The following is a 23,279-nucleotide window of genomic DNA, read 5'->3' as shown; positions in this document are numbered from 1 at the left end:
CTCAGGACCTTCTATGGCACTTAACAACGCACCGCTTGGCAAGACAAGCGACTATCCAGACAGTTACGACCCGGGCCTGCTGTTTCCCGTTGCCAGGGAAGAAAACCGTCGGCGACTGGGGCTTGAGGACGGTCGCTGGCCCTGGTTTGGCGAGGATCTCTGGCAGGCCTGGGAGGTGTCCTGGCTTCGCCCCGGTGGCGTGCCCGAGGTAGCCTGGGCAGAACTGGTGTTCCCGGCTGCATCGCCGGCCATTGTCGAATCCAAATCTCTGAAGCTGTACCTGAACTCCCTCAACCAGGCGGTTTATTCCAGCCAGGAGCAGGTGGCCGAGGTGATTGCGCAGGATCTTTCCAGTGCCTGTGGCGGGTCGGTGCAGGTGCGCCTGCACAGCGTTGATGAGTCCGGGGAGGCCATTGGCCGCCCGGCGGGGTTCGAGCTGATTGATGACGAGCCGGTGACCGAGCCGGTCTACGAGTACTCGCCTGATTCGCTGTCTGCTGGCGGTACTGTTGTTACCGAGCAACTGTGCTCGCATCTGCTGAAAAGCAACTGCCCGGTGACCGGCCAACCGGACTGGGCCACCTTGCTGGTCAGCTATACCGGGCCGCGGATCGACCGGGCGAGCCTGCTGCGTTATGTGGTCAGTTTCCGTCAGAAGCAGGATTTTCACGAACACTGCGTGGAGACCGTGTTCACGGACATCATGGCCCGGTGCCGGCCGGAATCGCTGACGGTGTGCGCCCGCTACACCCGGCGCGGAGGTCTGGATATCAATCCCTGGCGCAGTACTGAAACAGGTCAGGATGCCGGACCACGACTGATCCGGCAGTAAGGGTCAGGAAAGGTCTTCCTCGCGCCGCAGGCGGTCTGCGGCGTCTTCCAGCGCTGACAGGATGCACTGGCGTTCTTTCTCGGTCACCTTGTCGGAATCCAGGTACATGGCAAAGCCACTGTGCTCGTGCTCCAGGAAACTCCGGTGGGGCCCCATGTCGCGCCGGAAGTCGACCACCTCATAGATAGGTACCGGTTTGCCGAAGCCCTTCACCGTGATTTCGCCCTTGTCCCGGCACATGATCTTGTCCTTGATCAGGGAGAAGGTCTCGTAGGAAACGAGTATTTCTCCCGGCTGGGCCAGTGACTCCAGGCGGCTGGCCAGGTTCACTTCCTTGCCGATAATGGTGTAGTCCATGCGGTTTTCGGCGCCGAAGTTGCCCACGGTGGTGTAGCCGGTACTGATGCCCATGCGGATTTCCAGGGGCGTCTTGATGCCCTGGCTGCGCCATTTCTGGCGCATGATCTTCATATGCTTGCGCATTTCAATGGCCATGGATACACAGGCAAAGGCGTCTTCCCGCTGCCCACGGCTGGTAGGGTCGCCGAAGAATACCATGATGGAATCGCCGACGAACTTGTCGATGGTGCCGCCGTATTTGAGGGCTACTTCGGACATTTCGTTGAAGTAGTGGTTCAGCAGCTCGGTAAGCGCCTCTGGCTCCATCTCTTCCGAGAGCTCGGTAAAGCCCTTGATGTCCGAGAAGAACACGGCGAGCTTCTTGCGCTGGGTTTCCAGGCGTACATCGCGCTCACCGGTGAAGATGGACTGCCAGACCTGGGGAGACAGGTACTTGGACAGCTTGTGGGACAGGGCGATGGACTGCTCCCGCTGGTTCTGGATCTGGGTTTTCGCCAGCATCAGGGCCCGTGCCTGCTGATGCGAATAGTAGGCGGTAACGCAGATGTACAGGCCGGTGGACAGGATCGAGACGATGCTGGTCAGCAGCGGAGAGTGGGGACCCGGGGCCGGGCCAAGAATGGCCACGGATACTGCAATGGCGGCGATCATGAACATAGTGCCCAGGAACCATTGACGTATGCCGCCCACGATCAGGCAACTGAACATGAGCATCAGCGCAACGGCCAGGGAAGGTATGACAATCAGGCCGATGCAGCCAATAAAACCACCGCCGATCACGCAATCGACAATCAGCATTTTCTGCCGGATGCGTGGTGAGTTGCGCAGAAACGTGCGCCGGGTAAGAGCGTGGGCAATGTGAGGCCAGGTCAGGGCGCCGGCGACCAGCCAGAGCAGCCAGAAATCGAAGGCATTCTGCAGTACCCCCGTGACGATGATCGCCGCCGTGGACGTGTACGCGAGAATACGGCCGTTGTAATCGGGCATGGGCGGAATGGCCACCGGGTTCCCGGCGCCTTCAATGGCCATGGCCCTGCCAGCGGAGCTGCTGGCGCTGCGCAAATCCGGCGGCGCGCTCATCATCTCAGAAACGAATCCTGCCGATCAGCATGTCACGGAACATGACCCAGTCGCCCATGAGGCTGTACAGTGGGTATTTGAAGGTCGCGGGGCGGTTTTTCTCGAATTTGAAGTGGCCTATCCAGGCAAATCCGTACCCGATAACCGGCAACGCCAGAAGCCAGACGAACTTGCCCGAGGTCAGCGCCCAGGCACCCACGATCAATACAAGCAGGCTGCCGGCAAAATGCAGGCGACGGCAGATGGCATCGCTGTGTTCTTCTAGGTAGTACGGGTAGAATTCGGAAAAGCTGTTGAAGGTTTGTTCGTTGCTCATTGCGTTGCCACTCTTCGTTGTAAGACAGTCGCTGCGAGTCAGCTTTATTGTTAGTTATTGGCGAGTGTTTGGCGTTCTCGACTACGACTAAAGATTAACAGCATTACGTACGGGCCACAATTCACCGGCATGGGATGGCTGCGTGCGTTCTTTCATTCACCTGACAGCGAGCCGTTATGACATCCGTTACTGATTTCCTGCTGAACCGTTCCTCCCAGCCCAGGCTGGAGGCGCCCGCTCCGGATGCCGCTACCCTGAAGCAGGCCTTCGCCTGTGCCGCCAGGGCTCCGGACCACGCCCTCCTGCGTCCCTGGCGGTATCTGGTGATACAGGGTGATGGTCTGGAGAAGCTGGGCCAGCTGTTTGCTGCCACCTGTGCCAATAACAGTGACGAAAAAGAAATCGACAAGCTGCGCCGGGCGCCGCTGCGGGCCCCGATGATCATTGTCGGCGTTGCCTCCCCGGTGGTTCACCCGAAGGTGCCGGAAATCGAGCAGGTGATGTCTGCCGCGGTGGGCATGAGTTTTGTCCAGCTGGCGCTTCAGGAAGCCGGGTTCGGCGTTATGTGGCGTACCGGTTCCGTAGCCTACAACGCTGCCGTACGGGAGGGGCTGGGCCTCGAGGAGCACGAGCAGATCGTCGGCTTTCTCTACACTGGCCGGGTGGCCCAGGCCAAACCCGCCGTCCCGCGCCCGGAGGTGGCCGAGTTCGTTCGCCAATGGCCGTAGCCTGATCCCCGAAACTTCCCCCTTGTTCCGGGGGAAGTTCCTTGCCGCTTTTTCGCGGCCCTGGTTATGCCCAGGCTTGCCGACCGGCACGATACCCGCCCGCAAACACCGCTCCTCCCGCTAATTTCAACCGCTTTTCCAATTCTGGCATTCGCCTTGCTTTGATCCTGTCATGAAACGCAGGCGGCAATGTTGAGTCGCACTGCTGGCGCAGTATCTGGAGGCAACATGGCAATTTCGTTCGACAACGCTCTGGGCATTCATCAGCACGCCGTGGAGGCCCGTGTGAAGCGGGCCGAGGTGCTGGCAAACAACCTGGCAAACGCTGACACCCCGGGCTTCAAGGCCAGGGACGTTGATTTCCAGGCGATGATGCAGAAGGCCCAGGAGTCCATGAGCGGGTTCAACATGAGCAAAACCCATGATGCGCACATGGATACCTCCACCCCGGGTGCCGACGGCGAACTGCTGTACCGCGTGCCGCACCAGCCGTCAGTGGACGGCAATACCGTGGACGCGCAGCAGGAGCAGACCCGGTTCATGCGTAATGCGATGGATTTTCAGGCCAGCTTCCAGTTTCTGAACAGCAAGTTCAGCGGCCTTACCAAGGCTTTGAAGGGCGAGTAAGCCACAGGATTAGCGAAGGAGATTTCTCATGTCACTGGGCAGCATTTTTGATATCGCCGGTTCCGGCATGACCGCGCAATCACTGCGGCTGAACACCACCGCATCCAACATTGCCAACGCCGAGACGGCCAGCTCGAGTACCGATACCACCTATCGGGCGCGTAAGCCGGTGTTTGCGGCAATCCAGCAGTCGATGATGAACCCGGGCCAGGGCAACTTCCCGATGGCGGCGGATCAGGGCCCCGGAGCGGGCGTGCGTGTGGACGGCATTGTCGAGAGCCAGGAAGAGCTGCAGATGCGCTACGAGCCCCACCATCCGGCCGCCAACGAGGACGGTTACGTGTTCTACCCGAACGTGAACGTGGTGGAGGAAATGGCGGACATGATGTCGTCGTCCCGGAGCTTCCAGATGAACGTGGATGTGATGAATACCGCCAAGTCCATGATGCAACGCATTCTGACGCTTGGTCAGCAGTAATTCGGTGAGGAGCAAATCATGACTGCAGTGAATGCAACAGACGCGTCGGATGTTCTGAGCCAGTACCGGGCGCAGCAGAAACAGACGGGCAGCGGTACCAGTGAACTGGGCCGTAACGAGTTCATGGAACTCATGCTGGCGCAGTTGAAGAACCAGAATCCCCTGGAGCCCCAGGACAACGGCGAGTTTATCTCCCAGCTGGCACAGTTCAGCTCTCTGGAGGAGATGCAGAATCTCTCCGGAACGGTTGAGGATGTGGTGGGCCAGTTCCGCTCCACACAGGCACTCCAGGCCTCTGCCATGGTGGGCAAGTCGGTTCTGGCACCCTCCCAGTTCGGCATTCTGGGCGCAGAAGGTGAGATTACCGGCACCATCGAGGTACCGGCGTCCACCGGAGGTCTTCGCCTGTCGATTGAAGGCAAGAACGGCGAGCGGGTGCGGCAGATTGATATGGGCAGCAGCCAGGCGGGCGTGGTGTCGTTCCGCTGGGATGGCCAGGACGGCAACGGCAATCCTTTGCCGCCTGGACCTTACCGGATTGTGGCCGAGGCCTCCTATCCCGATGGCCCACAGCAGCTGGGTACCATGGTGAGCGCCAACGTTGACAGCGTATCGCTCGGGCAGGGCGGTTCCATCACCCTGAATCTTGCAGGCATGGGCTCGATTGCCCTGTCTGATGTGAAACAAATTAACTGAGTCCGGTGAAACACCAGGGGGTTAACCATGGCATTTAACACAGGTTTGAGTGGCCTTCGCGCTGCATCGGTGGATCTGGACGTCACCGGCAACAATATTGCCAACGCCAGCACCGTGGGTTTCAAGGGCAGCAAGGCCCAGTTTGGCGATCTCTACGCCAGCGGCTTCCTGAGCGCCGGCACCAACCCGATCGGCGACGGCGTTCGGGTGCAGGATGTGAAGCAGTCTTTCGGTCAGGGCAACATCAGCTTTACCGACAACGGCCTGGACATGGCCATCAGCGGCGACGGGTTCTTTATCCTGAATAACGGCGGTGAGATCCGCTATTCCCGGGCCGGCCAGTTCTCGATTGATAAAGACGGCTATGTGATCAACAACCAGAACATGCGGGTGCAGGGGTATACCGCCGATGAGGACGGGAATCTCTCGGGGATTCGCGGTGACCTGCAAATCGAGACGGATAATCTGGCGCCCAGGCGGACCACGAACCTGGATTCGGACCTGAACCTGGATTCCCGCCAGAGCGTTCTTGAAACCCGTGTTCGGGACATCGGACCACTGGCCTTCAGCGCCATCTCTGGCGAGACTTTTGATGTTCAATATACGGATGGCACTCCGAACTTTCCGGTTGATCTGACCGCAACCTCCACCGCGAGGGAAGCGGCGGCGGAGATCAACAATGCGCCGGGAATGAGTGCGTCGGCAACAACAACGGTGACCTTCGACGGCGCCCAGGATCTGAACGACGCCTTCATCAGCGGTGCCAGTAATTTCACCTTCAGCCTGGATATCAACGGTTCGCCCCTGACCCTCGATACCTCCAACATCAACTCGCTGCAGGACCTGGTGGATTCAATCAACAACTCCAGCGAGACCGCGATCTCCGCCTCCATTGTGGCTGGTTCCGGCGGTACCAATGTTCTGCGGGTGATTCACAACCAGGGTGAAACCCTGAGCTACAGCTTTGCGGACGGTAACGGCAACAGCGATTCCGATACCGTGACCGGTGATGTGAACGTCACCGCCGACCGGTCCGTGGCCGGTGTAACATCCACCACCGCGGACAACGATTTCGAGCTGGCCTTCAATGCATCGCCGATCCGGGTAACCAACGAGTTCAACCCGCTGGATCAGCGCACCTACAACCACGCCACATCCACGACTGTTTATGACAGCCTGGGCAACTCCCACGAGCTGACCCAATTCTTCGTGAAGAATCCTTCGCCCGGCAACGGCGTAGGGGTGAGCGAGTGGTCCGTGTATGCGCAGATCGACGGTGAGTTCGTCGGTGGCACGGATGTGACACCCTATACCGCCCGTTTTGACCAGGATGGCGCGCTGCAGTCCATCAACGGCGATCCGAGCGGCGAAATCCTGATCGACGACTGGATTCCGAAGGACGAGAGCGGTCAGCCCAATGGGGCAGACGGCCCTCCTGCGCCGGGCGAGACCGTGGTAACGCCGATTCCTGAGCCGCCCACAACCTCGGCCTTTGTGATCAATCTCAGCGGCACCACCCAGTACGGGGCGGCGTTTGGCGTGAACGACCAGCAGCAGAATGGCTACACCACCGGCCGGCTGTCGGGCCTGGATGTATCCGACCAGGGCGTTCTGTTTGCCCGGTACACCAACGGGCAGTCCCAGGCATTGGGACAGGTGGCGCTGGCGGCCTTCAATAACACCGACGGTCTGAATCCCGTGGGCGACACCACCTGGGTGGAAACCTTCGAGTCCGGGCAGCCGATTATTGGCGCGCCCGACACCGGAACGCTCGGCTCCATCAAGTCGAGCTCGGTGGAGGAGTCCAACGTGGACCTGTCGTCTGAGCTCGTTAACCTGATCATTGCCCAGCGCAATTACCAGGCGAACGCCAAGACCATTGAAACCTCCGATGCGGTCACCCAGACCATCATCAACCTCCGCTAATCTCGCGGCCGTTAAACCAGCGTCATAGCGAACATGGCATGACTCCTGCAGGAAGACTGGAAACAGTCAAAATTCCGGCAGGAGTTTTCCCATGGACAAAGCCCTCTACATCGGTATGTCTGGCGCCAAGCAGAACATGCTGGCCCAGCAGGCCCACGCCAACAACCTGGCGAACGTCAGTACCACCGGCTTCAAGAAAGACTTTGCTCAGGCCCGAAGCATGCCTGTGTTCGGGGAGCATTACCCGACCCGCGCCTATGCCATGACAGAAAGGCCCGGCACGGATCTGTCCGCAGGTGCGCTGATGGAAACCGGTCGGAAACTGGACGTTGCGGTTGAGGGCGAGGGTTGGCTGGCTATCCAGAACGACCAGGGCGAAGAGGTGTTCACCCGCAGCGGCAGCCTGCAGATCGACGTGAACGGCCTGGTTCGCCTCGCCAACGGCGAACTGGTCCTCGGTAACGGTGGGCCGGTGGCGCTTCCTCCCTTTGACAACGTCGAGATCGGTGCCGATGGCACGGTGTCGATCGTGCCCGTGGGTGGCCCGCCTGACCAGCTGGTGGAGGTTGATCGCCTGAAGCTGGTAAGTCCGCCTCCGGAGGCTCTGGAGAAGGGCCTGGATGGTCATATGCGCCGCAAGCCTGACCAGGCACTGGATGGCCCGGAACCGCCGGATGCCAACCTTCGAGTCGCTTCCGGCTTTCTTGAGAGCTCCAACGTGAATGCGGTGGAAGAGATGATTTCCAATCTGCAGCTTTCCCGGCAATTTGAAATGCAGGTGAAGGTAATGACCACCGCCAACGACAATTCCGAAGCAGCGGCACGGCTGTTGCAGAACCTTTAAGTAACGACCGAACACAGTGGCATGGCGGGCCTGAAGCGGCAAAAACTGGCCGCCTGATTGCCGCCCCCGTACGGAGTAAGCAGCATGAATCCAGCACTTTGGGTCAGCAAGACCGGCTTGAGCGCACAGGACATCAACATGTCCACCATTTCCAACAACCTGGCCAACGTCAACACCACCGGCTTCAAACGGGACAAGGCGGTCTTCCAGGACCTCCTGTACCAGATCAACCGGCAACCCGGTGGCCTGAGCACCCAGAACTCCGAACTGCCCTCCGGCCTGCAACTGGGTACGGGTGTCCGGGTTGTGGGCACGGTCAAGCAGTTCTCCCAGGGCAACCTTCAGATTACCGAGCAGCCGCTGGACATGGCCATTAATGGCCGGGGTTTTCTGCAGATTCTGCTGCCGGATGGCCAGATTGCCTACACCCGGGACGGTCAGTTCCAGCTGAACTCGAACGGCGATGTGGTCAATCCGGACGGGTACCTCCTGGAGCCGGCCATCAATGTTCCCGATAACGCCACCAATGTCACCATTGGCAAGGACGGCACGGTAACGGCGATAACAGACGACCAGGCGGCGCCGGTGAATCTTGGCCAGGTCACACTGGTGGATTTCATCAATCCCCAGGGCCTGCAGGCCATCGGAAACAACCTGTTCAAGGAAACCGTTGCCAGCGGGAACCCCGTTGAGGGAGAGGCGGGTCTGCTCGGGCTTGGCACCATTGAACAGGGTTCTGTGGAGGCCTCCAACGTTGAGGTTGTGGAAGAGCTGGTGAACATGATTACCACCCAGCGCGCCTACGAAATGAACTCGAAGGTGGTCTCCACGACGGATCAGATGCTGCAGTTCATTACCAACAACATTGGCTAATGCCGCCAGAGGTGAGGTCGTGAATCCGATGACATCCAGCCGGACAAACCGGGGCGCCAGTACCCTGGCGACCTTAGTGGTACTGATCCTACTACAGGGTTGCACGGCCATGAGCCGGCCCCGGGCGATTCCGGATGACCCCGAGTTTGCACCGGTGCGCCCTCAGGCCATGATGCAGAGGGACAGGGCGTCTGGTTCGATTTACCAGGTCTCCCGAAACTATAACTTTTACGGGGATACCGTCGCGCTCAACGTGGGTGATGTACTGACAGTGACCCTCCAGGAGTCCACCCGTGCCAGCAAGAATGCTGACACCCGTATCATCAAGGATAACGAAATCAAGTTGCCGGAGCCAAACATTCTGGGCAAGAGCAACTTCGGGATCGGCACGTCACTGAACAATGAGCGCGATTTTAAAACCAGGGCCGACGCGGATCAGAGCAACAGCCTTGCTGGCAGCATCACCGTCTCGGTCACTGAAGTGCTGCCCAATGGCGTGTTGCGGATCCGGGGCGAAAAGTGGCTGTCGCTGACCAATGGTGAAGAGTACATCCGTCTGACCGGACTGGTTCGCCCCCGGGATATCCAGCCGGACAATTCCGTTGCCTCAAACCGTATTGCCGATGCCCGTATCGCCTATGGCGGTACCGGTGACTTCGACCAGGCCAACCAGATGGGCTGGCTTGCCCGTTTCTTTAACAGTGAGTGGTGGCCGCTATGAGCATGCGACGTTTTCTTGCCTGGGTACTTGTTCTGGCGGCGGTTGCGGCACCGGTGATGGCGGACCGGCTGAAGGACCTGTCCCGCATCAAAGGGGTAAGGAACAACCAGCTGGTGGGCTACGGACTGGTGGTTGGCCTTGACGGGACCGGCGACAAGGCACCGTTCACCAATCAGACCTTCCGGAACATGATGAACCAGTTCGGTATCACTCTGTCTGAAGGCGTGAACCCGAAACTCACCAACGTCGCCGCCGTAACCGTGAGTGCCACATTGCCACCGTTTGCCAAGGCCGGGCAGGAGATTGATATCACGGTTTCCTCCATCGGCAACGCCGACAGCCTGCGCGGCGGTACCCTGCTGATGACCCCGCTGAAGGGCGCTGACAACAACGTCTACGCCATGGCTCAGGGCAGTCTGGTGGTTGGCGGTTTTGGTGCCCAGGGGCAGGATGGTTCCAGGATTACCGTAAATATTCCCAGCGTTGGCCGTATCCCGAATGGCGCCACTATCGAGCGTGAGGTCTTGTCGCCGTTTACTGAGGGCGACACCATTACCTTTCATCTCCTGCGACCGGATTTCACGACTGCTCGCCGGGTGGTTGAGGCGGTGAATGATCGTCTGGGTCCGGACATGGCCTATGCCCACGATGCCACCTCGGTTTCCGTGCGTGCGCCGCGAGATCCGTCCCAGCGGGTAAGCTTTCTTTCGATACTTGAGAACATTGAGGTCGCCCCGGCCCAGGACGCTGCCAAAGTGGTGATCAACAGCCGCACTGGCACCATCGTGGTCGGGCAGAATGTCAAAGTCAGCCCGGCGGCAGTGACCCACGGCAACCTGACGGTCACGATCCAGGAAAACCCGGAAGTGGTGCAGCCCAACCCGTTCGCCGAGGGTGAAACCGCGTTGGAGCAGGATACCCAGATTGCCATTACCGAGGAGCCGGCGCGCATGTTCAAGTTTGGCCCGGCGGTCACGCTCAATGAAATTGTGCAGGCGGTTAACCAGGTGGGTGCCGCCCCCGGCGATGTCATGGCCGTTCTCGAGGCGCTCAAGCAGGCCGGTGCATTGCGCGCCGAGCTGATCGTGATCTAGGTGGCATGATGCAGGATTACAAGGTTCAACAGGCGCAGGTCTATACCGATTTCAACGGCCTGAACGCGCTCAAAGCCCAGGCCCGGACTGACAAGCAGGCGGCGCTTCGGGAAGTGGCGCGCCAGTTCGAGAGCCTGTTCCTGTCTGAAATGCTCAAGTCCATGCGCAAGGCTGGTGATGTGTTCGCCGAAGGCAACTACCTCAACAGCAACCAGTCCGAGCTGTACCGGGACATGTTCGACAACCAGATGAGCCTGACCATGGCCGGCGGCAAGGGCAGTGGCCTGGCCGAAGCGCTTGTAAGGCAGCTCAGCCGGCAGATTCCCGGCATGGACGGGGAGGGTGATCGTCTGGCCGGGCACAAGGCCACGCTGGCTGATTACGATCGCAGTCTTCCCGCGCTGTCCATCCGTCTGCCCGAGCAGGTTCGGGAAGTGACCGCCATGGCGGACCAGGTGGCGACTGCGGCCACTGAAGAGGCTGCGATGCTCCCCGAACGTTTCGAGTCGCCGGAACACTTCGTTCGTGAGTTGCTGCCCGTAGCCCAGAAGATAAGCCGCGACTCCGGCATTGATCCGAAGTTGATGGTTGCCCAGGCCGCGCTCGAAACCGGCTGGGGACGCCACATGATCAGGGGCGAACAGGGCGAGCCCAGCTTCAACCTGTTCGGCATCAAGGCCGATCATCGCTGGCAGGGTGATTCGGTATCCATCACCACGACCGAATATCGGGAAGGTCTGCCCATGAAAGAGCAGGCCAGTTTCCGGGCCTATCCGGACTATGAAGCCAGCTTCCGGGATTACGTGTCGTTCCTGGAATCCAACCCCCGGTACCGGGAGGTGCTGGCGGTGGCAGACCAGCCAGAGGTGTTTGCCGAAAGGCTGCAGCAGGCCGGCTATGCAACCGACCCTGAATACGGCAGCAAGATTCGCCAGATCATGGGCCGTGATTCACTGATGACGCTGTCCCTGGGCAGTGAAGGAATGAAGGAGTAAGCGATATGGCGGGGCTGATAGGTATTGGTCTGACCGGCATTCTGAGTCATCAGACGGCACTGAACACCACCGGTAACAACATTACCAACGCCAACACCCCTGGCTATAGCCGCCAGGAGGTGCTGTTCGAGACCCAGGAAGGCCAGCGGACTGGTGCCGGTTCCATTGGCAGCGGTGTCAACGTGTCCGACATTCGCCGGCTGGCCAACGAGTTCCTGGTGCAACAGGTGCGCGAGGACAGCACCCTTTATGGGGAGCAGGAGGCGCTGAACTCGGAGCTGTCCCGACTGGACAACCTGTTGGGTGGCGAAACCACCGGGCTGAGCAATGCCCTGAACAATTTCTTCGCCAGTTTGCAGAACGCCGCCGAGGATCCCACGTCTTTGCCCCAACGCCAACTTGTGTTGAGCGAAGCCCAGCAGGTGATCAATCGATTCCAGGCGCTCAATCAGGAATTTATCCAGCAGCGCGAGTCCATCAAGACCCAGATGCAGCAGGGTGTTAAGGACGCCAACACCCTGATCAAGAGCATCGCCGAGTTGAACCTGGCGATTTCCGAATCACCGGGTATCGCCCAGGGCCGCATGCCCAATGAGCTGCTCGACAAGCGTGATGAGAAACTCCGCCAATTGTCCGAGCTCGTCAGCATCAAGGTAACGCCCACCGAAGGCAGCCAGGTGAACGTGTCACTGGCAAACGGCCTGGCCCTGGTGGTTGGCAGCGACCCATCCACCCTGGGCACCCGGGAAAGTGCCGAGGATCCGACCCGCCTGGAATTCACCCTGACCAATGGCGGGCGCACGCTCAATATCGATGAACAGATTACCGGCGGCAAGCTCGGTGGCCTGATGCGTTTCGACAATGAAGGGCTGAAGCCGGCGTTCGACGAACTCGGGCGGATTGCCCTGGCTATCTCCGACGCCATCAACCAGCAGCATGAGATCGGTATGGATCTGGAAGGCGACCTCGGCGGTCCCTTCTTCAACGACATCAATTCCCTGGAGGCCCAGCGCAGCCGCGTGGTGCCCAATGGCAACAATGCCATTACCACCACCGGCCAGCTTGCCGTGGAAATCACCGACAGTTCGGCTTTGCCTGCCGGTCGTTGGACACTTCAGTTCAGCGGCGACGGCCGCAACTTCGAGCTGATTGATCAGGCCAGCGGTAGAACCGTGAACCAGGGTCGTCTGCCGGATCCGCCGCAGTCTGAAATCAGCATGCCGGGCTTTAACATCCGGGTGGAGGGCGGCACCTTCAATGCCGGCGACAAGTTCCTGATCCAGCCAAGCCGCAATGCGGCAGAGGCCATCGGCCTTGTGGTCAGCAGGGAAGAAGATCTGGCGTTCGCCAGCCCGATACGAGCCACCGCCAGTGACGCCAACATTGGCACCGGCAAAATCGACCAGGGCACCATGCTGGATGTTCGTAACCCGTTTACCAACTCCCTGCTGCCCGGCTTCCAGACCGCCGGTGAGCTTGCCAACGGGCCGCTGACGGTTTCTTTCACAGCCGGCGGCCCGACAGGTTTGCAGTATCAGGTAACCGAGGCACCGCCATCCGGCGCGGTGGTGGCCAGCGGCAATTACGATCCGAACCAGATCAATACTCTGTTCGAAGAAGACCCCGCCGTGGCAGGCGCGCTCTATCAGGGCTACCAGTTTCGCATGACGGGCGAGCCGGCGGTGGGGGATACCTTCACCATCGAGTACAACACCAACGGTGTGTCCGACAACCGAAACGCCGAGCTGCTGGCGGCCCTGGGCACCGCGAACACCCTCAACGGCGGCAGCCAGAGTTTTGCGGAAGGGTACGCGGGCCTGGTTGAGGACATCGGGGTGAAAACCCGTCAAAGCCAGCTGGATGTGGATGCGGGCAAAACCCTTCTTGAGCAGTCGACCAATCAGCGGGAATCGGTGTCGGGTGTCAATCTGGATGAAGAAGCGGGCAGGCTGATCCAGTACCAGGCGGCCTACAACGCCTCGGCCCAGGTGATGTCCGTCGCCCAGGACCTGTTTAACACGCTGTTGCAGAGCTTCCGGTAATTGGTGAGGTGATTTGACATGATCAGGATTTCATCGCAACAGATTTTTTCGGGCGGCATCAATCGGCTGCAGGAACTGAACAGCAGCCTTAATAACACTCAGCAGCAGATCTCGACCGGCAAGCGTGTCAACAAGCCGTCAGACGATCCGGTAGCCGCGGCCCGCATCCTGAAACTGAATCAGGAACTGTCGCGGGTGGAGACCTACCAGCGCAATGTGGATCTGGCCGAAAATCGACTGAAGCAGGAAGAGAATGCGCTTTCCAGCTCCATCGATGTGATTCAGCGCATTCGGGAACTCACCGTTCAGGCCGGCAATGGATCGCTCTCTCCCAACGACCGGCGCTCGATCTCCTCCGAGCTGCAGGAGCGCCTTGGGCAACTAGCCAACATCGCAAACACCCGGGACGCTTCTGGCGAGTATATCTTCAGCGGTTTCCAGGGCTCGGTGAAGGCATTTGAGCAGGATGCGACCGGAAGCTGGCGTTACCAGGGCGACGAGGGACAGCGTGTTCTGGAGATAGACGATGGCGTGACCGTGCCGATCAGCGATAACGGCAAGGATATCTTTGTACGGGTACCTGCGGCGATTACCGGTGAACACACCAATGTGGCTACTGCTGGCGCATCGATCTCAGGGGTCAGCCTGGTGAACGAGGCCGCGCTTGCAGCCGAGTACCCGAATTCGTTCCCAGACGACATTACTCTGGAAGTTGACGCCGGTGGCAACGTCATTGCCACTGACAGCCAGGGCGATGTGTTGACCGTGACCCCGCCAACCTACCAGAGCGGTGAGCCATTTAACGTCGCCGGGATGGAAGTGACTCTCTCTGACGTCGTGCCCGGGGCAGGTGATGTATTCACCCTGAAGATCAACGAGAAGCAGTCGGTGTTCGGTACTATCGAGAACCTGATTGCCGGCCTGAACAGCATTGACAAGACCACGCCCCAGGGCCAGGCCCAGTACGACGACCTGATTGCCAACTCCCTCATCAATCTGGACAACGCGCAGGAGAGCATCATCCTGAAGCAGACCGAGCTGGGCGGACGCATGAACGCCGTTGAGTCCACCAAGACGTTTCTTGAGGATTCCTCGGTCTACAGCAACGAGATACGCTCCCAGTTACAGGATGTGGACTACGCCGAAGCCATCAGCAACCTGAGTTTCCAGAGTTTTGTCCTGCAGGCAGCGCAGCAGTCCTTTGCCCAGGTGTCACAGCTCTCCCTGTTCGATCGGCTGTAAAGGACTGAGCCGGCGGGCCATTGTGCTCGCTGGCTTATTGCTTTCGCGAATGAGCTCAGTATAATCGCCCACACTCTCCGATGGCGGCGTGGTGAAATTGGTAGACACGACGGATTCAAAATCCGTTGGGGTAAAACCCGTGGCGGTTCGAGTCCGCCCGCCGCTACCATCTTCTTTCCTTCGGCGTCGTTATTAGTCCAGCTCATGAATGTCTCCGATTTTCATTTCGACCTGCCGGACGAGCTGATCGCCCGCTATCCGCTCAAAGAGCGCAGTGCGTCCCGACTTCTTTGCCTTGATGGTCCCACTGGCGAACTTGCCCATCGGGTCTTCAGCGACCTTCCTTCAATGCTCCGGCCCGGTGATCTGCTGGTGTTCAACGACACCCGGGTGATTCCGGCCCGACTGTTCGGCAAGAAGGAGACCGGAGGTCAGGTTGAAGTGCTCGTGGAGCGGGTAACCGGTGAGCACGAAATGCTGGCCCACGTGCGCGCATCCAAGGCCCTCAAGCCGGGGCAGAGAGTGTTCCTGGAAGACGGATCCACGCTTCGGATGACCGGCCGTAACGACGCACTGTTCCGGCTGGAGACCGAATCGGCAGAACCGGTGCTGGAGGTGCTCGAGCGCATCGGCCACATGCCATTGCCGCCTTACGTGGATCGGCCCGACGAGACCACTGACCGGGAGCGTTACCAGACCGTTTACGCGCGCGAGTCAGGCGCTGTCGCGGCACCTACTGCCGGTCTGCATTTCGACGAGCCGCTGTTGGAAACCCTGGCGGCAGCGGGCGTTGAAAGCACCTTTGTAACGCTGCACGTTGGGGCCGGGACTTTCCAGCCGGTCCGGGTAGACCGGATTGAAGACCACACCATGCACAGCGAAATCGTCAAGGTCAGCCCACAAACGGTAGACGCAGTTGAACGCACCCGGGCCCGCGGTGGTCGCGTGGTGGCGGTGGGTACCACGTCTGTACGCTCCCTGGAGTCGGCCAGTGCAGACGGACGGCTGTCGGCCTTTCAGGGCGAAACCGACATCTTCATTTACCCGGGTTACCGGTTCCAGACTGTCGACGCCCTGATCACCAATTTCCATCTGCCGGAGTCCACCCTGATCATGCTGGTCAGTGCGTTTGCCGGCTACGAACACGTCATGGCCGCCTACCGGGAAGCCGTCTCGGAACGCTACCGGTTTTTCAGCTACGGTGACGCCATGTTTATTACCGGACAACAGCCCAGTCGCGGCGCGGAGGCCATGTGAGCCAGACCTGTTTCATGTCGTTTGAAAAACTGGGTGAGGACGGCCGTGCCCGTCGCGGGCGTTTGACCTTTCCCCGGGGCACAGTTGAAACCCCGGCGTTCATGCCCGTAGGCACCTACGGCACTGTGAAGGGCATGCTGCCCAGGGACATCCAGGAAATCGGCGCAGAAATCATTCTCGGTAACACCTTTCACCTGATGCTGAGGCCAGGTACGGAGGTGGTGAAGGCCCACGGTGATCTCCACGATTTCACCCAGTGGCATGGTCCGATCCTCACCGACTCTGGCGGATTCCAGGTGTTCAGTCTGGGCGAGATGCGCAAGATTACCGAGGAAGGCGTGACCTTCCGATCACCGGTGGACGGCTCACCCGTGGAGCTTTCGCCGGAAATTGCTATTCAGGTTCAGCGCGATCTGGGCTCGGATATTGTCATGATCTTTGACGAGTGCACGCCCTATCCGGCGACCGAGCGCCAGGCGAAGGAATCCATGGAACTGTCCCTGCGTTGGGCCCAGCGCAGCAAGGATGCCCACGAGGGTAACCCGGCAGCGCTGTTCGGCATTGTTCAGGGGGGCATGTACGAAGGGCTGCGGGACATTTCCCTGGCGGGCCTGACCGACATCGGCTTTGATGGTTATGCGATTGGCGGCCTGTCTGTGGGCGAGCCCAAGGAGGACATGATCCGCATCCTTGATCATCTGCCGCCGAAGATGCCCGAGGACAAGCCCCGTTATCTCATGGGAGTAGGGCGGCCAGAGGACATTGTGGAGGCGGTGCGCCGCGGCGTGGATATGTTCGACTGTGTGATGCCCACCCGCAATGCCCGGAATGGCTATCTGTTCACCTCCACCGGTATCGTGAAGATCCGCAACGCGCGACACCGTCACGATACCGCGCCGCTGGACGAACGCTGCGACTGCTACACCTGCCAGAATTTTTCGAGAAGTTATCTGCATCATCTGGATAAGTGTGGAGAAATGCTGGGCTCCCAGCTGAATACAATCCATAACCTGCGGTTCTACCAGAACCTCATGGCCGGATTGCGTGGGGCCATTGAAGCAGGTACATTGTCGGACTTTGTAACCGACTTCTACGCCCTGCGCGGGGAGGCTGTGCCGCCCCTGCACAAGGTTTAAACGATTTGCTCAACCAACGGAGATACTCGATGAAATCAATCAAAATGCTCGTTGCCGCACTGATGGCGCTGATGCCCGCTCTGGCCATGGCTCAGGACCCTGGTGCACAGGGCATGGGCGTTATGGGCCAGGTGATCTTCTTTGCCGGCTTTATCCTGATTTTCTATTTCCTGATCTGGCGGCCGCAGTCCAAGCGTGCGAAAGAGCACAAGGCGCTGATGTCCGGCCTGAACAAGGGTGACGAAGTGGTTACCTCTGGCGGTGTGGCCGGCAAGATCACCAAAGTGACCGACGATTTCATCGTTGTAGAGGTCGCTGACAATGTCGAGATCAAGGTGCAGAAAGTCGCCGTTGCCGCGGCATTGCCCAAAGGTACGCTCAAGGACATCTGAGCGGGACCATTGAGCCGGCCATCCCCGGTGGCCGGTTGGAATCTTCCTGGCAGAAACACCAAGGCCGGCCGCTAGGCCGGCTACAAGGGATCCCATGCTGAACAAGTATCCGCTCTGGAAAAACCTGGTTATCCTGGTCGCGCTCGTGATCGGGTTTATTTACGCCTTGCCCAACCTCTTCCCCGACGACTACGCCATTCAGATCACCGGCGCCCGAAGCAGCACCGAAGTCAACGCCGGTGTGCTCGACAGGGCGGTGGATGTGCTTGAAAAGCAGGGAATTGAGGTCAAAAGCAGTTCCCTGCAGGAGCGGGATGCCCTGATCCGCCTCACCACCTCCGACGATCAGCTGCGGGCCCGTCCTCTGGTTCAGGCAGCTCTGGGCAACGAATACCTGGTGGCACTGAACATGGCTGCCTCGACGCCAGATTGGCTGCGGAGCCTTGGTGCTGGCCCCATGAAGCTGGGCCTTGATCTTCGCGGTGGGGTTCACTTCCTGCTGGAAGTGGATATGGAAACGGCTGTTGCCCAGCGTCTTGAAGCAATGTCCGGGCAGATCAAGCGTGAATTGAGGGAAGAGCGGATCCGGTATCGCGGCGGCGATGTCCAGGATAACCGCGAAATCGTTCTCAGCTTCCGTGATGAAGCCTCCAGGTCAGAGGCCTTCGATCTGGTGCGTAACCAGTACAACGAATTCCTGCTGGATGAGCAGACCCAGGGCGACGAGTACCTTCTTGTACTGACTCTGTCGGAAGCCGAGGTTTCCGCCATTCAGGACTACGCCCTGGAGCAGAACCTGACCACCATCCGTAACCGGGTAAACGAGCTGGGTGTTGCCGAGCCTCTGGTGCAGCAGCAGGGCGCGGACCGGATCATCGTCGAGCTGCCCGGCGTGCAGGATACCGCACAGGCCAAGCGTGTTCTCGGCGCCACGGCCAACCTCGAGTTCCGTATGGAGGCACGTCAGGACGCGCCGAGCAGTGAGACGGAAGAGTTCAGTTTCCGTGACCAGCCCCAACGTACCGCCCGGCTTGAGCAGGAAGTCATCGCCACCGGTAACAACGTGGCCAACGCCCAGCAGGCGTTCGACGAGAACGGCCAGCCGCAGGTGAATATCACCATGGATTCGGTGGGTGGCGACCTGATGAACAGAGCCACCCGTAACGCGATCGGTCGTCGTATGGCGGTTCTGTTCATTGAATACCGGACCGAGACCGAGACGCGAATGGTGGACGGCGAACCCCGGGAATTCGAGAACCGGGTGGTCGAGAAGGGCATCATCAGTCTTGCTACCGTTCAGTCTGCCCTGGGCAGCAGCTTCCGGATCACGGGTCTGGATTCCATCCCGGAAGCCGCGGAACTGGCTCTGCTGCTGAGGGCGGGTGCCCTGGCGGCACCGATGTACTTTGTGCAGGAGCGCACCATTGGTCCGAGCCTTGGCCAGAAGAACATTGATGCGGGGATGATGTCGGTTGCCCTCGGCTTTGGTCTGGTGTTGCTCTACATGCTGGTCTACTACCGTGGGTTTGGCCTGATTGCCAACATCGCACTTACCCTCAACCTGATGTTGCTGGTGGCGTGCATGTCGATTCTTTCCGCCACACTCACGCTGCCGGGCATTGCCGGGATCGTGCTCACCGTAGGTATGGCGGTGGACGCCAACGTGCTGATCTTCGAGCGCATAAAAGAAGAGCTGAAGGCCGGGGTTCCGCCCCAGACAGCCATCAGCGCCGGTTACTCCCGCGCATTCGTCTCCATCTTTGATGCCAACATCACCACGCTGCTGGTGGCAGTGATCCTGTTTGCCATGGGCTCTGGCCCTGTGAAAGGCTTCGCGGTGACCCTGTGTATCGGTATCCTCACCTCGATGTTCTCCGGCCTGATGGTCAGTCGCAGCATCGTCAACCTTGTATACGGCGGCCGCAGAGTCGAGAAACTGTCGATCGGAGGAAAGCTCGCCAATGTCTGAAGATCAGAAGCAACCATTTGACTTTATGGGGCTCCGGAAGATTGCTTCCGGCTTTTCCATTGCCCTGATCGTTATTTCCATAGCCCTGCTGGCCACCCGTGGTCTGAATCTGGGCATGGACTTCACCGGGGGTACCTCGGTGGAATTCGAATACGCCGAGGCGCCCGAGCTGGACGACATCCGTAGCAGGCTGGACTCAGCAGGGTACGAGCAGTTCTCCGTTCAGAATTTCGGTGCCGACACAACGGTACTGGTTCGGATGGCCGAGGCCGACAACGACAAGCTGGCGCCGGAGGTGACGCGCATCCTCAAGGAGGGCGGCGTAAACCTGGAGCTGGTGAGCTCCGAGTTTGTCGGTTCGCAGGTAGGTGAGCAGCTGAAGGAAGATAGCGGCCTGGGCCTGCTGATTGCGCTTGCCGTGGTGCTGATTTACGTGGGTATGCGGTTCCAGTTCAAGTTCGGTATTGCGTCGGTAGTGCCACTGGCTCACGACGTCATCATTGTGCTGGGTGTGTTCGCCCTGTTCCAGTGGACCTTTGACCTGACAGTGCTTGCCGCTTTGCTGGCGGTTATCGGCTATTCCCTGAACGATACCATCGTGGTCGCGGACCGCATTCGGGAAAATTTCCGGAAGATGCGGGTGGGGGAGCCCTGGGATATCATCAACGAATCCATCCACCAGACCATTGCCCGGACCATCAACACATCCGGCACAACCTTGGTGGTTCTGGTGGCGCTATACCTGCTGGGCGGGGAGGCGATCAATAACTTCGCGTTGGCGTTGATCATCGGCGTTGTGGTGGGTACCTATTCCTCCATTTACGTGTCCGCCAACCTGCTGATGGTTATGGGCGTGACCCGCGAAGACCTGATCGTGCCGCCCAAGGAGGGTGTCGGCGATCCGGACCAGGAGGAGCAGCCTCCGGAGTGGCTTAACCGGATGTAAATGTCCGGCCCACAAAAAAACCGCCCTCAAGTGGCGGTTTTTTTGTGCCCGTTTTCCGTGTTCTGACTCAGCGTGGCAAACGGCCCCGGAATGGGTGCAGAACCTTCAGGACTTCCCGGAACAGTTTCGGGTTGGCGACGACCAGTTGGCGGGCACCGGCGGTGGACGGATTGCCGGAGAAGTCACCGGTCAGGGCGCCAGATTCCATCGCGAGGGTAACGCCCAGATCCAGCTCGGCAGGCTCCGGGCGGAAAATAATGGCTGCATCCATCAGGCCGGCAGACACACGGGCGACGTCGAGAACCACACACCCTGAGGTGCGGAACATGCCGGAATCCCGAGCCAGAGTAGCTGCCATCTCGCCCCAGAGCAGCGGATCATCGCCTCTGCGGGCCTGATCCAGAACGTTCGTGGCAATGGCGGCTTTCTCGGTCATTTTGATCTCCGAGGTGCGTACACGCCGGCTGTTCAGGGCAGCGCCGTGGCCACGGCTGGCGGAGTATTCCTCCCCCGTAACCGGATTGACGATCAACAGGTTCTCGGTCCGGTTATTGCGCTTCTGGCACAGGGCCAGGGCAAACTCGGGAATGCCGCGGAGGAAGTTCTCGCGTCCCAGCACTGGAAAGACGTGCCAGCTTTTTTCACTGTCGCCCGCATTGGCTTCGTTCAGAGGTGCAATGCTGTGGTCCTTGTAGGCCTTCTCCAGCTGCTCGACGAAATTGTCGTAGATGGACTGCTCAACCCGCTCCAGCTGGCGGCGACGGTCTGCGTCATCCTTGCCGGTGGGTTCCTGGCGCTCGAAATGGGCTTTCAGGTAGTCAGACCCCTGACGCGCAACGCGCAGGGCCATTTTAATCGCTGGTTGCATCTGAGTGATCATTATCCGGGTGTGTGAAGGCCGCGTATGATAGCAAAAGATCACAGGGCTTGTATGTTTTTTGACTCAGCAATAGCACGGATGAGTCACGGGGTGCGGCTTCTTCGGAGGGGCGGAGCGGTGTCGGTTTCTGGTATCATTCGCGGCCCGATGATCAACCTTGGAACGTCTCAGAATGCATAAAAGCGCACTGCCACAGGAAGGAACCGAAACCTTCCAGGACCAGATCCGCATTGTTCTGGTTGAAACGTCCCATTCCGGCAACATAGGCGCAGTGGCTCGCGCCATGAAAAACATGGGGTTGGGCAATCTCTGGCTGGTCCGCCCCGCGTCCTTCCCTGATGAGGCTTCCTATGCCCGGGCAGCCGGCGCGGCAGACGTTCTGGATCACGCCAGGGTGGTGTCTTCGCTGGAAGAAGCCCTGGCAGATTGCGTGCTGGTTATGGGTACCAGCGCCCGCGGCAGGAAGGTGCCCTGGCCAGTGTGTGCCCCGCCGGAAGCCGCGGCGACCGCGGCAGAGCATGCCGGCAGCGGGCCGGTGGCGCTGGTGTTCGGTCGGGAGAATAGCGGCCTCACCAACGATGAGCTCCAGCGGTGCCATTATCACATCCATATACCGTCTAACCCGGACTACAGTTCCCTGAACCTGGCCATGGCGGTCCAGGTCATGTGCTACGAGTTGCGCATGCATTATCTGCGGAGCCTTGAAGATGGTCAGGCCAGCCCATACTTAAAGCCGATGGCTCGCCCCGGAGACGAGGGCTGGGATGTGCCGCCTGCCCGGGTTGACGACGTGGAAGGTTTCTTTGGCCATCTGGAGCAGGTGCTGATTGATGTGGATTTCCATCGCCGGGATAACCCGAGGCAGCTGATGACCCGCTTGCGGAGGCTGTTTCAGAGGGCCAGACTGGATCAGATGGAAATCAATATACTCCGCGGCATCCTGACCGCTGTTCAGAAAGCGGTTGGCGCCCGGGGCAATAGTAAATCAACCGAGACCGGAAGCACGGTTGCGGGACAGGACAATGGCGATGTTTGAGCGTTTGCGGGAAGACGTTAACAGTGTGTTTCACCGCGATCCGGCGGCCCGGAACACGTTTGAGGTGCTGACCAATTATCCGGGTCTGCACGCGTTGCTTTTCCACCGGTTTTCTCACTGGCTATGGCGGCTGGGCCTGAAGTGGCTGGCTCGCACGATTTCGACCATTGCACGGTGGCTGACGGGGATAGAGATTCACCCTGGCGCGACCATCGGGCGACGGTTCTTTATTGACCATGGAATGGGGGTGGTCATCGGCGAGACCACGGTTATTGGTGACGACGTCACCCTGTATCAGGGTGTGACGCTTGGGGGCACCAGCTGGAACAAGGGCAAGCGGCATCCCACCATTGGCAATAACGTGGTAGTGGGTGCCGGTGCCAAGATTCTGGGCCCGTTTGAGGTTGGTGAGGGTGCCAAGATCGGATCCAATTCGGTGGTTACCAAGGCGGTGCCGGCTGGAGCCACGGTGGTTGGCATCCCCGGGCGCGTTGTGGTGAAGCGCAAGGGCGAGGACGATGTCCGGCGCAAGGAAATGGAAGAGCGGATGGGCTTCGATGCCTATGGTGTAACCGAGGAGATGCCGGACCCGGTAGCACGGGCCATGCGTTCGCTCCTTGACCATATGCACGTAGTGGATGATCGCATCGAGAACATGTGCAAGGCCTTGAGGAAGGTGAACAGTGAGTACCAGAATGGCAAGCTGCCGCCCTTGCAGGAAGAGGACTTCGACTGTGTGAGGGACGACGATGAGGTGCGCCGCTGAATACTTGACTGAAATGGTTGGTCAACTCATACTCGACAGGCGT

The 23,279-nt window shown here is 59.6% G+C and carries 23 protein-coding genes and 1 tRNA gene; 21 read left to right on the top strand and 3 right to left on the bottom strand.

Features of this window, described 5'->3' with window-relative positions; translation table 11 throughout:
* The first annotated feature begins 13 nt into the window (after positions 1-13).
* Entirely contained in the window at positions 14-832 is an 819-nt protein-coding gene (queF, locus tag ACFC20_RS01005) for an NADPH-dependent 7-cyano-7-deazaguanine reductase QueF (protein ID WP_375191383.1), read from the top strand.
* Positions 833-835: 3 nt separating this feature from the next.
* On the opposite strand, the gene ACFC20_RS01000 is transcribed toward queF, so the two are convergent.
* Together ACFC20_RS01000 and ACFC20_RS00995 are read right to left on the bottom strand one after the other, a co-directional pair.
* Positions 836-2,275, bottom strand: coding sequence for an adenylate/guanylate cyclase domain-containing protein (locus ACFC20_RS01000; RefSeq protein WP_375191382.1), 1,440 nt, complete (start codon positions 2,273-2,275; stop codon positions 836-838).
* Between the two features lies 1 nt (position 2,276).
* Positions 2,277-2,588 carry an Mpo1-like protein gene (locus ACFC20_RS00995; protein ID WP_375191381.1) on the bottom strand — a complete coding sequence of 104 codons (312 nt, stop codon included), beginning with the start codon at positions 2,586-2,588 and terminating at the stop codon, positions 2,277-2,279.
* Positions 2,589-2,764: 176 nt separating this feature from the next.
* Here ACFC20_RS00995 and ACFC20_RS00990 point away from each other — a divergent pair, with 176 nt between their 5' ends.
* The 18 genes from ACFC20_RS00990 (at position 2,765) to secF (ending at position 20,554) form a co-directional block, all read left to right on the top strand.
* The gene (locus ACFC20_RS00990) at positions 2,765-3,316 is read left to right on the top strand and encodes a nitroreductase family protein (protein WP_375191380.1); all 552 of its coding nucleotides are present in this window, start codon (positions 2,765-2,767) and stop codon (positions 3,314-3,316) included.
* Positions 3,317-3,544: 228 nt separating this feature from the next.
* A complete protein-coding gene (gene flgB, locus ACFC20_RS00985) occupies positions 3,545-3,943 on the top strand; it encodes a flagellar basal body rod protein FlgB (RefSeq protein ID WP_375191379.1) in 399 nt (132 codons plus the stop codon).
* A 28-nt stretch (positions 3,944-3,971) separates the two neighbouring features.
* Entirely contained in the window at positions 3,972-4,421 is a 450-nt protein-coding gene (gene flgC, locus ACFC20_RS00980; protein WP_091984835.1) for a flagellar basal body rod protein FlgC, read from the top strand.
* A gap of 18 nt (positions 4,422-4,439) precedes the next feature.
* Positions 4,440-5,117: a flagellar hook assembly protein FlgD gene (locus tag ACFC20_RS00975; RefSeq protein ID WP_091984838.1), complete on the top strand. Its 678-nt coding sequence runs from the start codon at positions 4,440-4,442 to the stop codon at positions 5,115-5,117.
* Between the two features lie 27 nt (positions 5,118-5,144).
* Entirely contained in the window at positions 5,145-7,043 is a 1,899-nt protein-coding gene (locus tag ACFC20_RS00970; protein WP_375191378.1) for a flagellar hook-basal body complex protein, read from the top strand.
* Between the two features lie 91 nt (positions 7,044-7,134).
* Complete coding sequence (locus tag ACFC20_RS00965; protein ID WP_375191377.1) at positions 7,135-7,887, top strand: flagellar basal body rod protein FlgF; 753 nt, start codon at positions 7,135-7,137, stop codon at positions 7,885-7,887.
* Positions 7,888-7,971: 84 nt separating this feature from the next.
* A complete protein-coding gene (gene flgG, locus ACFC20_RS00960; RefSeq protein WP_375191376.1) occupies positions 7,972-8,760 on the top strand; it encodes a flagellar basal-body rod protein FlgG in 789 nt (262 codons plus the stop codon).
* Between the two features lie 28 nt (positions 8,761-8,788).
* Positions 8,789-9,481 carry a flagellar basal body L-ring protein FlgH gene (flgH, locus tag ACFC20_RS00955; protein WP_136632107.1) on the top strand — a complete coding sequence of 231 codons (693 nt, stop codon included), beginning with the start codon at positions 8,789-8,791 and terminating at the stop codon, positions 9,479-9,481.
* Entirely contained in the window at positions 9,478-10,575 is a 1,098-nt protein-coding gene (locus tag ACFC20_RS00950; protein WP_375191375.1) for a flagellar basal body P-ring protein FlgI, read from the top strand. Before flgH ends, ACFC20_RS00950 begins: the two co-directional genes overlap by 4 nt.
* 8 nt (positions 10,576-10,583) lie before the next feature.
* A complete protein-coding gene (gene flgJ, locus ACFC20_RS00945; protein ID WP_375191374.1) occupies positions 10,584-11,570 on the top strand; it encodes a flagellar assembly peptidoglycan hydrolase FlgJ in 987 nt (328 codons plus the stop codon).
* A gap of 5 nt (positions 11,571-11,575) precedes the next feature.
* On the top strand, positions 11,576-13,612 hold the full coding sequence (gene flgK, locus ACFC20_RS00940) for a flagellar hook-associated protein FlgK (protein WP_375191373.1): 2,037 nt from the start codon (positions 11,576-11,578) through the stop codon (positions 13,610-13,612).
* Positions 13,613-13,630: 18 nt separating this feature from the next.
* A complete protein-coding gene (gene flgL / locus ACFC20_RS00935) occupies positions 13,631-14,854 on the top strand; it encodes a flagellar hook-associated protein FlgL (RefSeq protein ID WP_375191372.1) in 1,224 nt (407 codons plus the stop codon).
* A gap of 82 nt (positions 14,855-14,936) precedes the next feature.
* Positions 14,937-15,023: transfer RNA gene (locus ACFC20_RS00930), tRNA-Leu, on the top strand.
* Between the two features lie 35 nt (positions 15,024-15,058).
* A complete protein-coding gene (queA, locus tag ACFC20_RS00925; protein WP_375191371.1) occupies positions 15,059-16,111 on the top strand; it encodes a tRNA preQ1(34) S-adenosylmethionine ribosyltransferase-isomerase QueA in 1,053 nt (350 codons plus the stop codon).
* Positions 16,112-16,125: 14 nt separating this feature from the next.
* Positions 16,126-17,247 (top strand): tRNA guanosine(34) transglycosylase Tgt, encoded by a 1,122-nt coding sequence (gene tgt / locus ACFC20_RS00920; RefSeq protein WP_375191395.1) that lies wholly within the window; start codon positions 16,126-16,128, stop codon positions 17,245-17,247.
* Between the two features lie 86 nt (positions 17,248-17,333).
* Entirely contained in the window at positions 17,334-17,639 is a 306-nt protein-coding gene (gene yajC / locus ACFC20_RS00915) for a preprotein translocase subunit YajC (RefSeq protein ID WP_228739403.1), read from the top strand.
* Positions 17,640-17,733: 94 nt separating this feature from the next.
* Positions 17,734-19,608 carry a protein translocase subunit SecD gene (gene secD, locus ACFC20_RS00910; RefSeq protein WP_375191370.1) on the top strand — a complete coding sequence of 625 codons (1,875 nt, stop codon included), beginning with the start codon at positions 17,734-17,736 and terminating at the stop codon, positions 19,606-19,608.
* On the top strand, positions 19,601-20,554 hold the full coding sequence (secF, locus tag ACFC20_RS00905; RefSeq protein ID WP_375191369.1) for a protein translocase subunit SecF: 954 nt from the start codon (positions 19,601-19,603) through the stop codon (positions 20,552-20,554). The genes secD and secF overlap by 8 nt, the downstream gene beginning before the upstream one ends.
* A gap of 67 nt (positions 20,555-20,621) precedes the next feature.
* Here the strand turns inward: secF and ACFC20_RS00900 are convergent, their stop codons facing one another.
* Positions 20,622-21,422 (bottom strand): inositol monophosphatase family protein, encoded by an 801-nt coding sequence (locus ACFC20_RS00900; protein WP_375191368.1) that lies wholly within the window; start codon positions 21,420-21,422, stop codon positions 20,622-20,624.
* A 184-nt stretch (positions 21,423-21,606) separates the two neighbouring features.
* Here ACFC20_RS00900 and trmJ point away from each other — a divergent pair, with 184 nt between their 5' ends.
* Together trmJ and cysE are read left to right on the top strand one after the other, a co-directional pair.
* Positions 21,607-22,470, top strand: a complete 864-nt coding sequence (gene trmJ / locus ACFC20_RS00895; protein WP_375191367.1) for a tRNA (cytosine(32)/uridine(32)-2'-O)-methyltransferase TrmJ — start codon at positions 21,607-21,609, stop codon at positions 22,468-22,470.
* Positions 22,463-23,236 (top strand): serine O-acetyltransferase, encoded by a 774-nt coding sequence (gene cysE, locus ACFC20_RS00890; RefSeq protein WP_091984875.1) that lies wholly within the window; start codon positions 22,463-22,465, stop codon positions 23,234-23,236. Before trmJ ends, cysE begins: the two co-directional genes overlap by 8 nt.
* Positions 23,237-23,279 lie beyond the last annotated feature (43 nt).

The organism is Marinobacter sp., from assembly GCF_041984545.1.
Lineage (GTDB): Bacteria > Pseudomonadota > Gammaproteobacteria > Pseudomonadales > Oleiphilaceae > Marinobacter.
The sequence above is the reverse complement of the archived record's forward strand: the minus strand, read 5'-3'. Positions and strand labels throughout refer to the sequence as shown.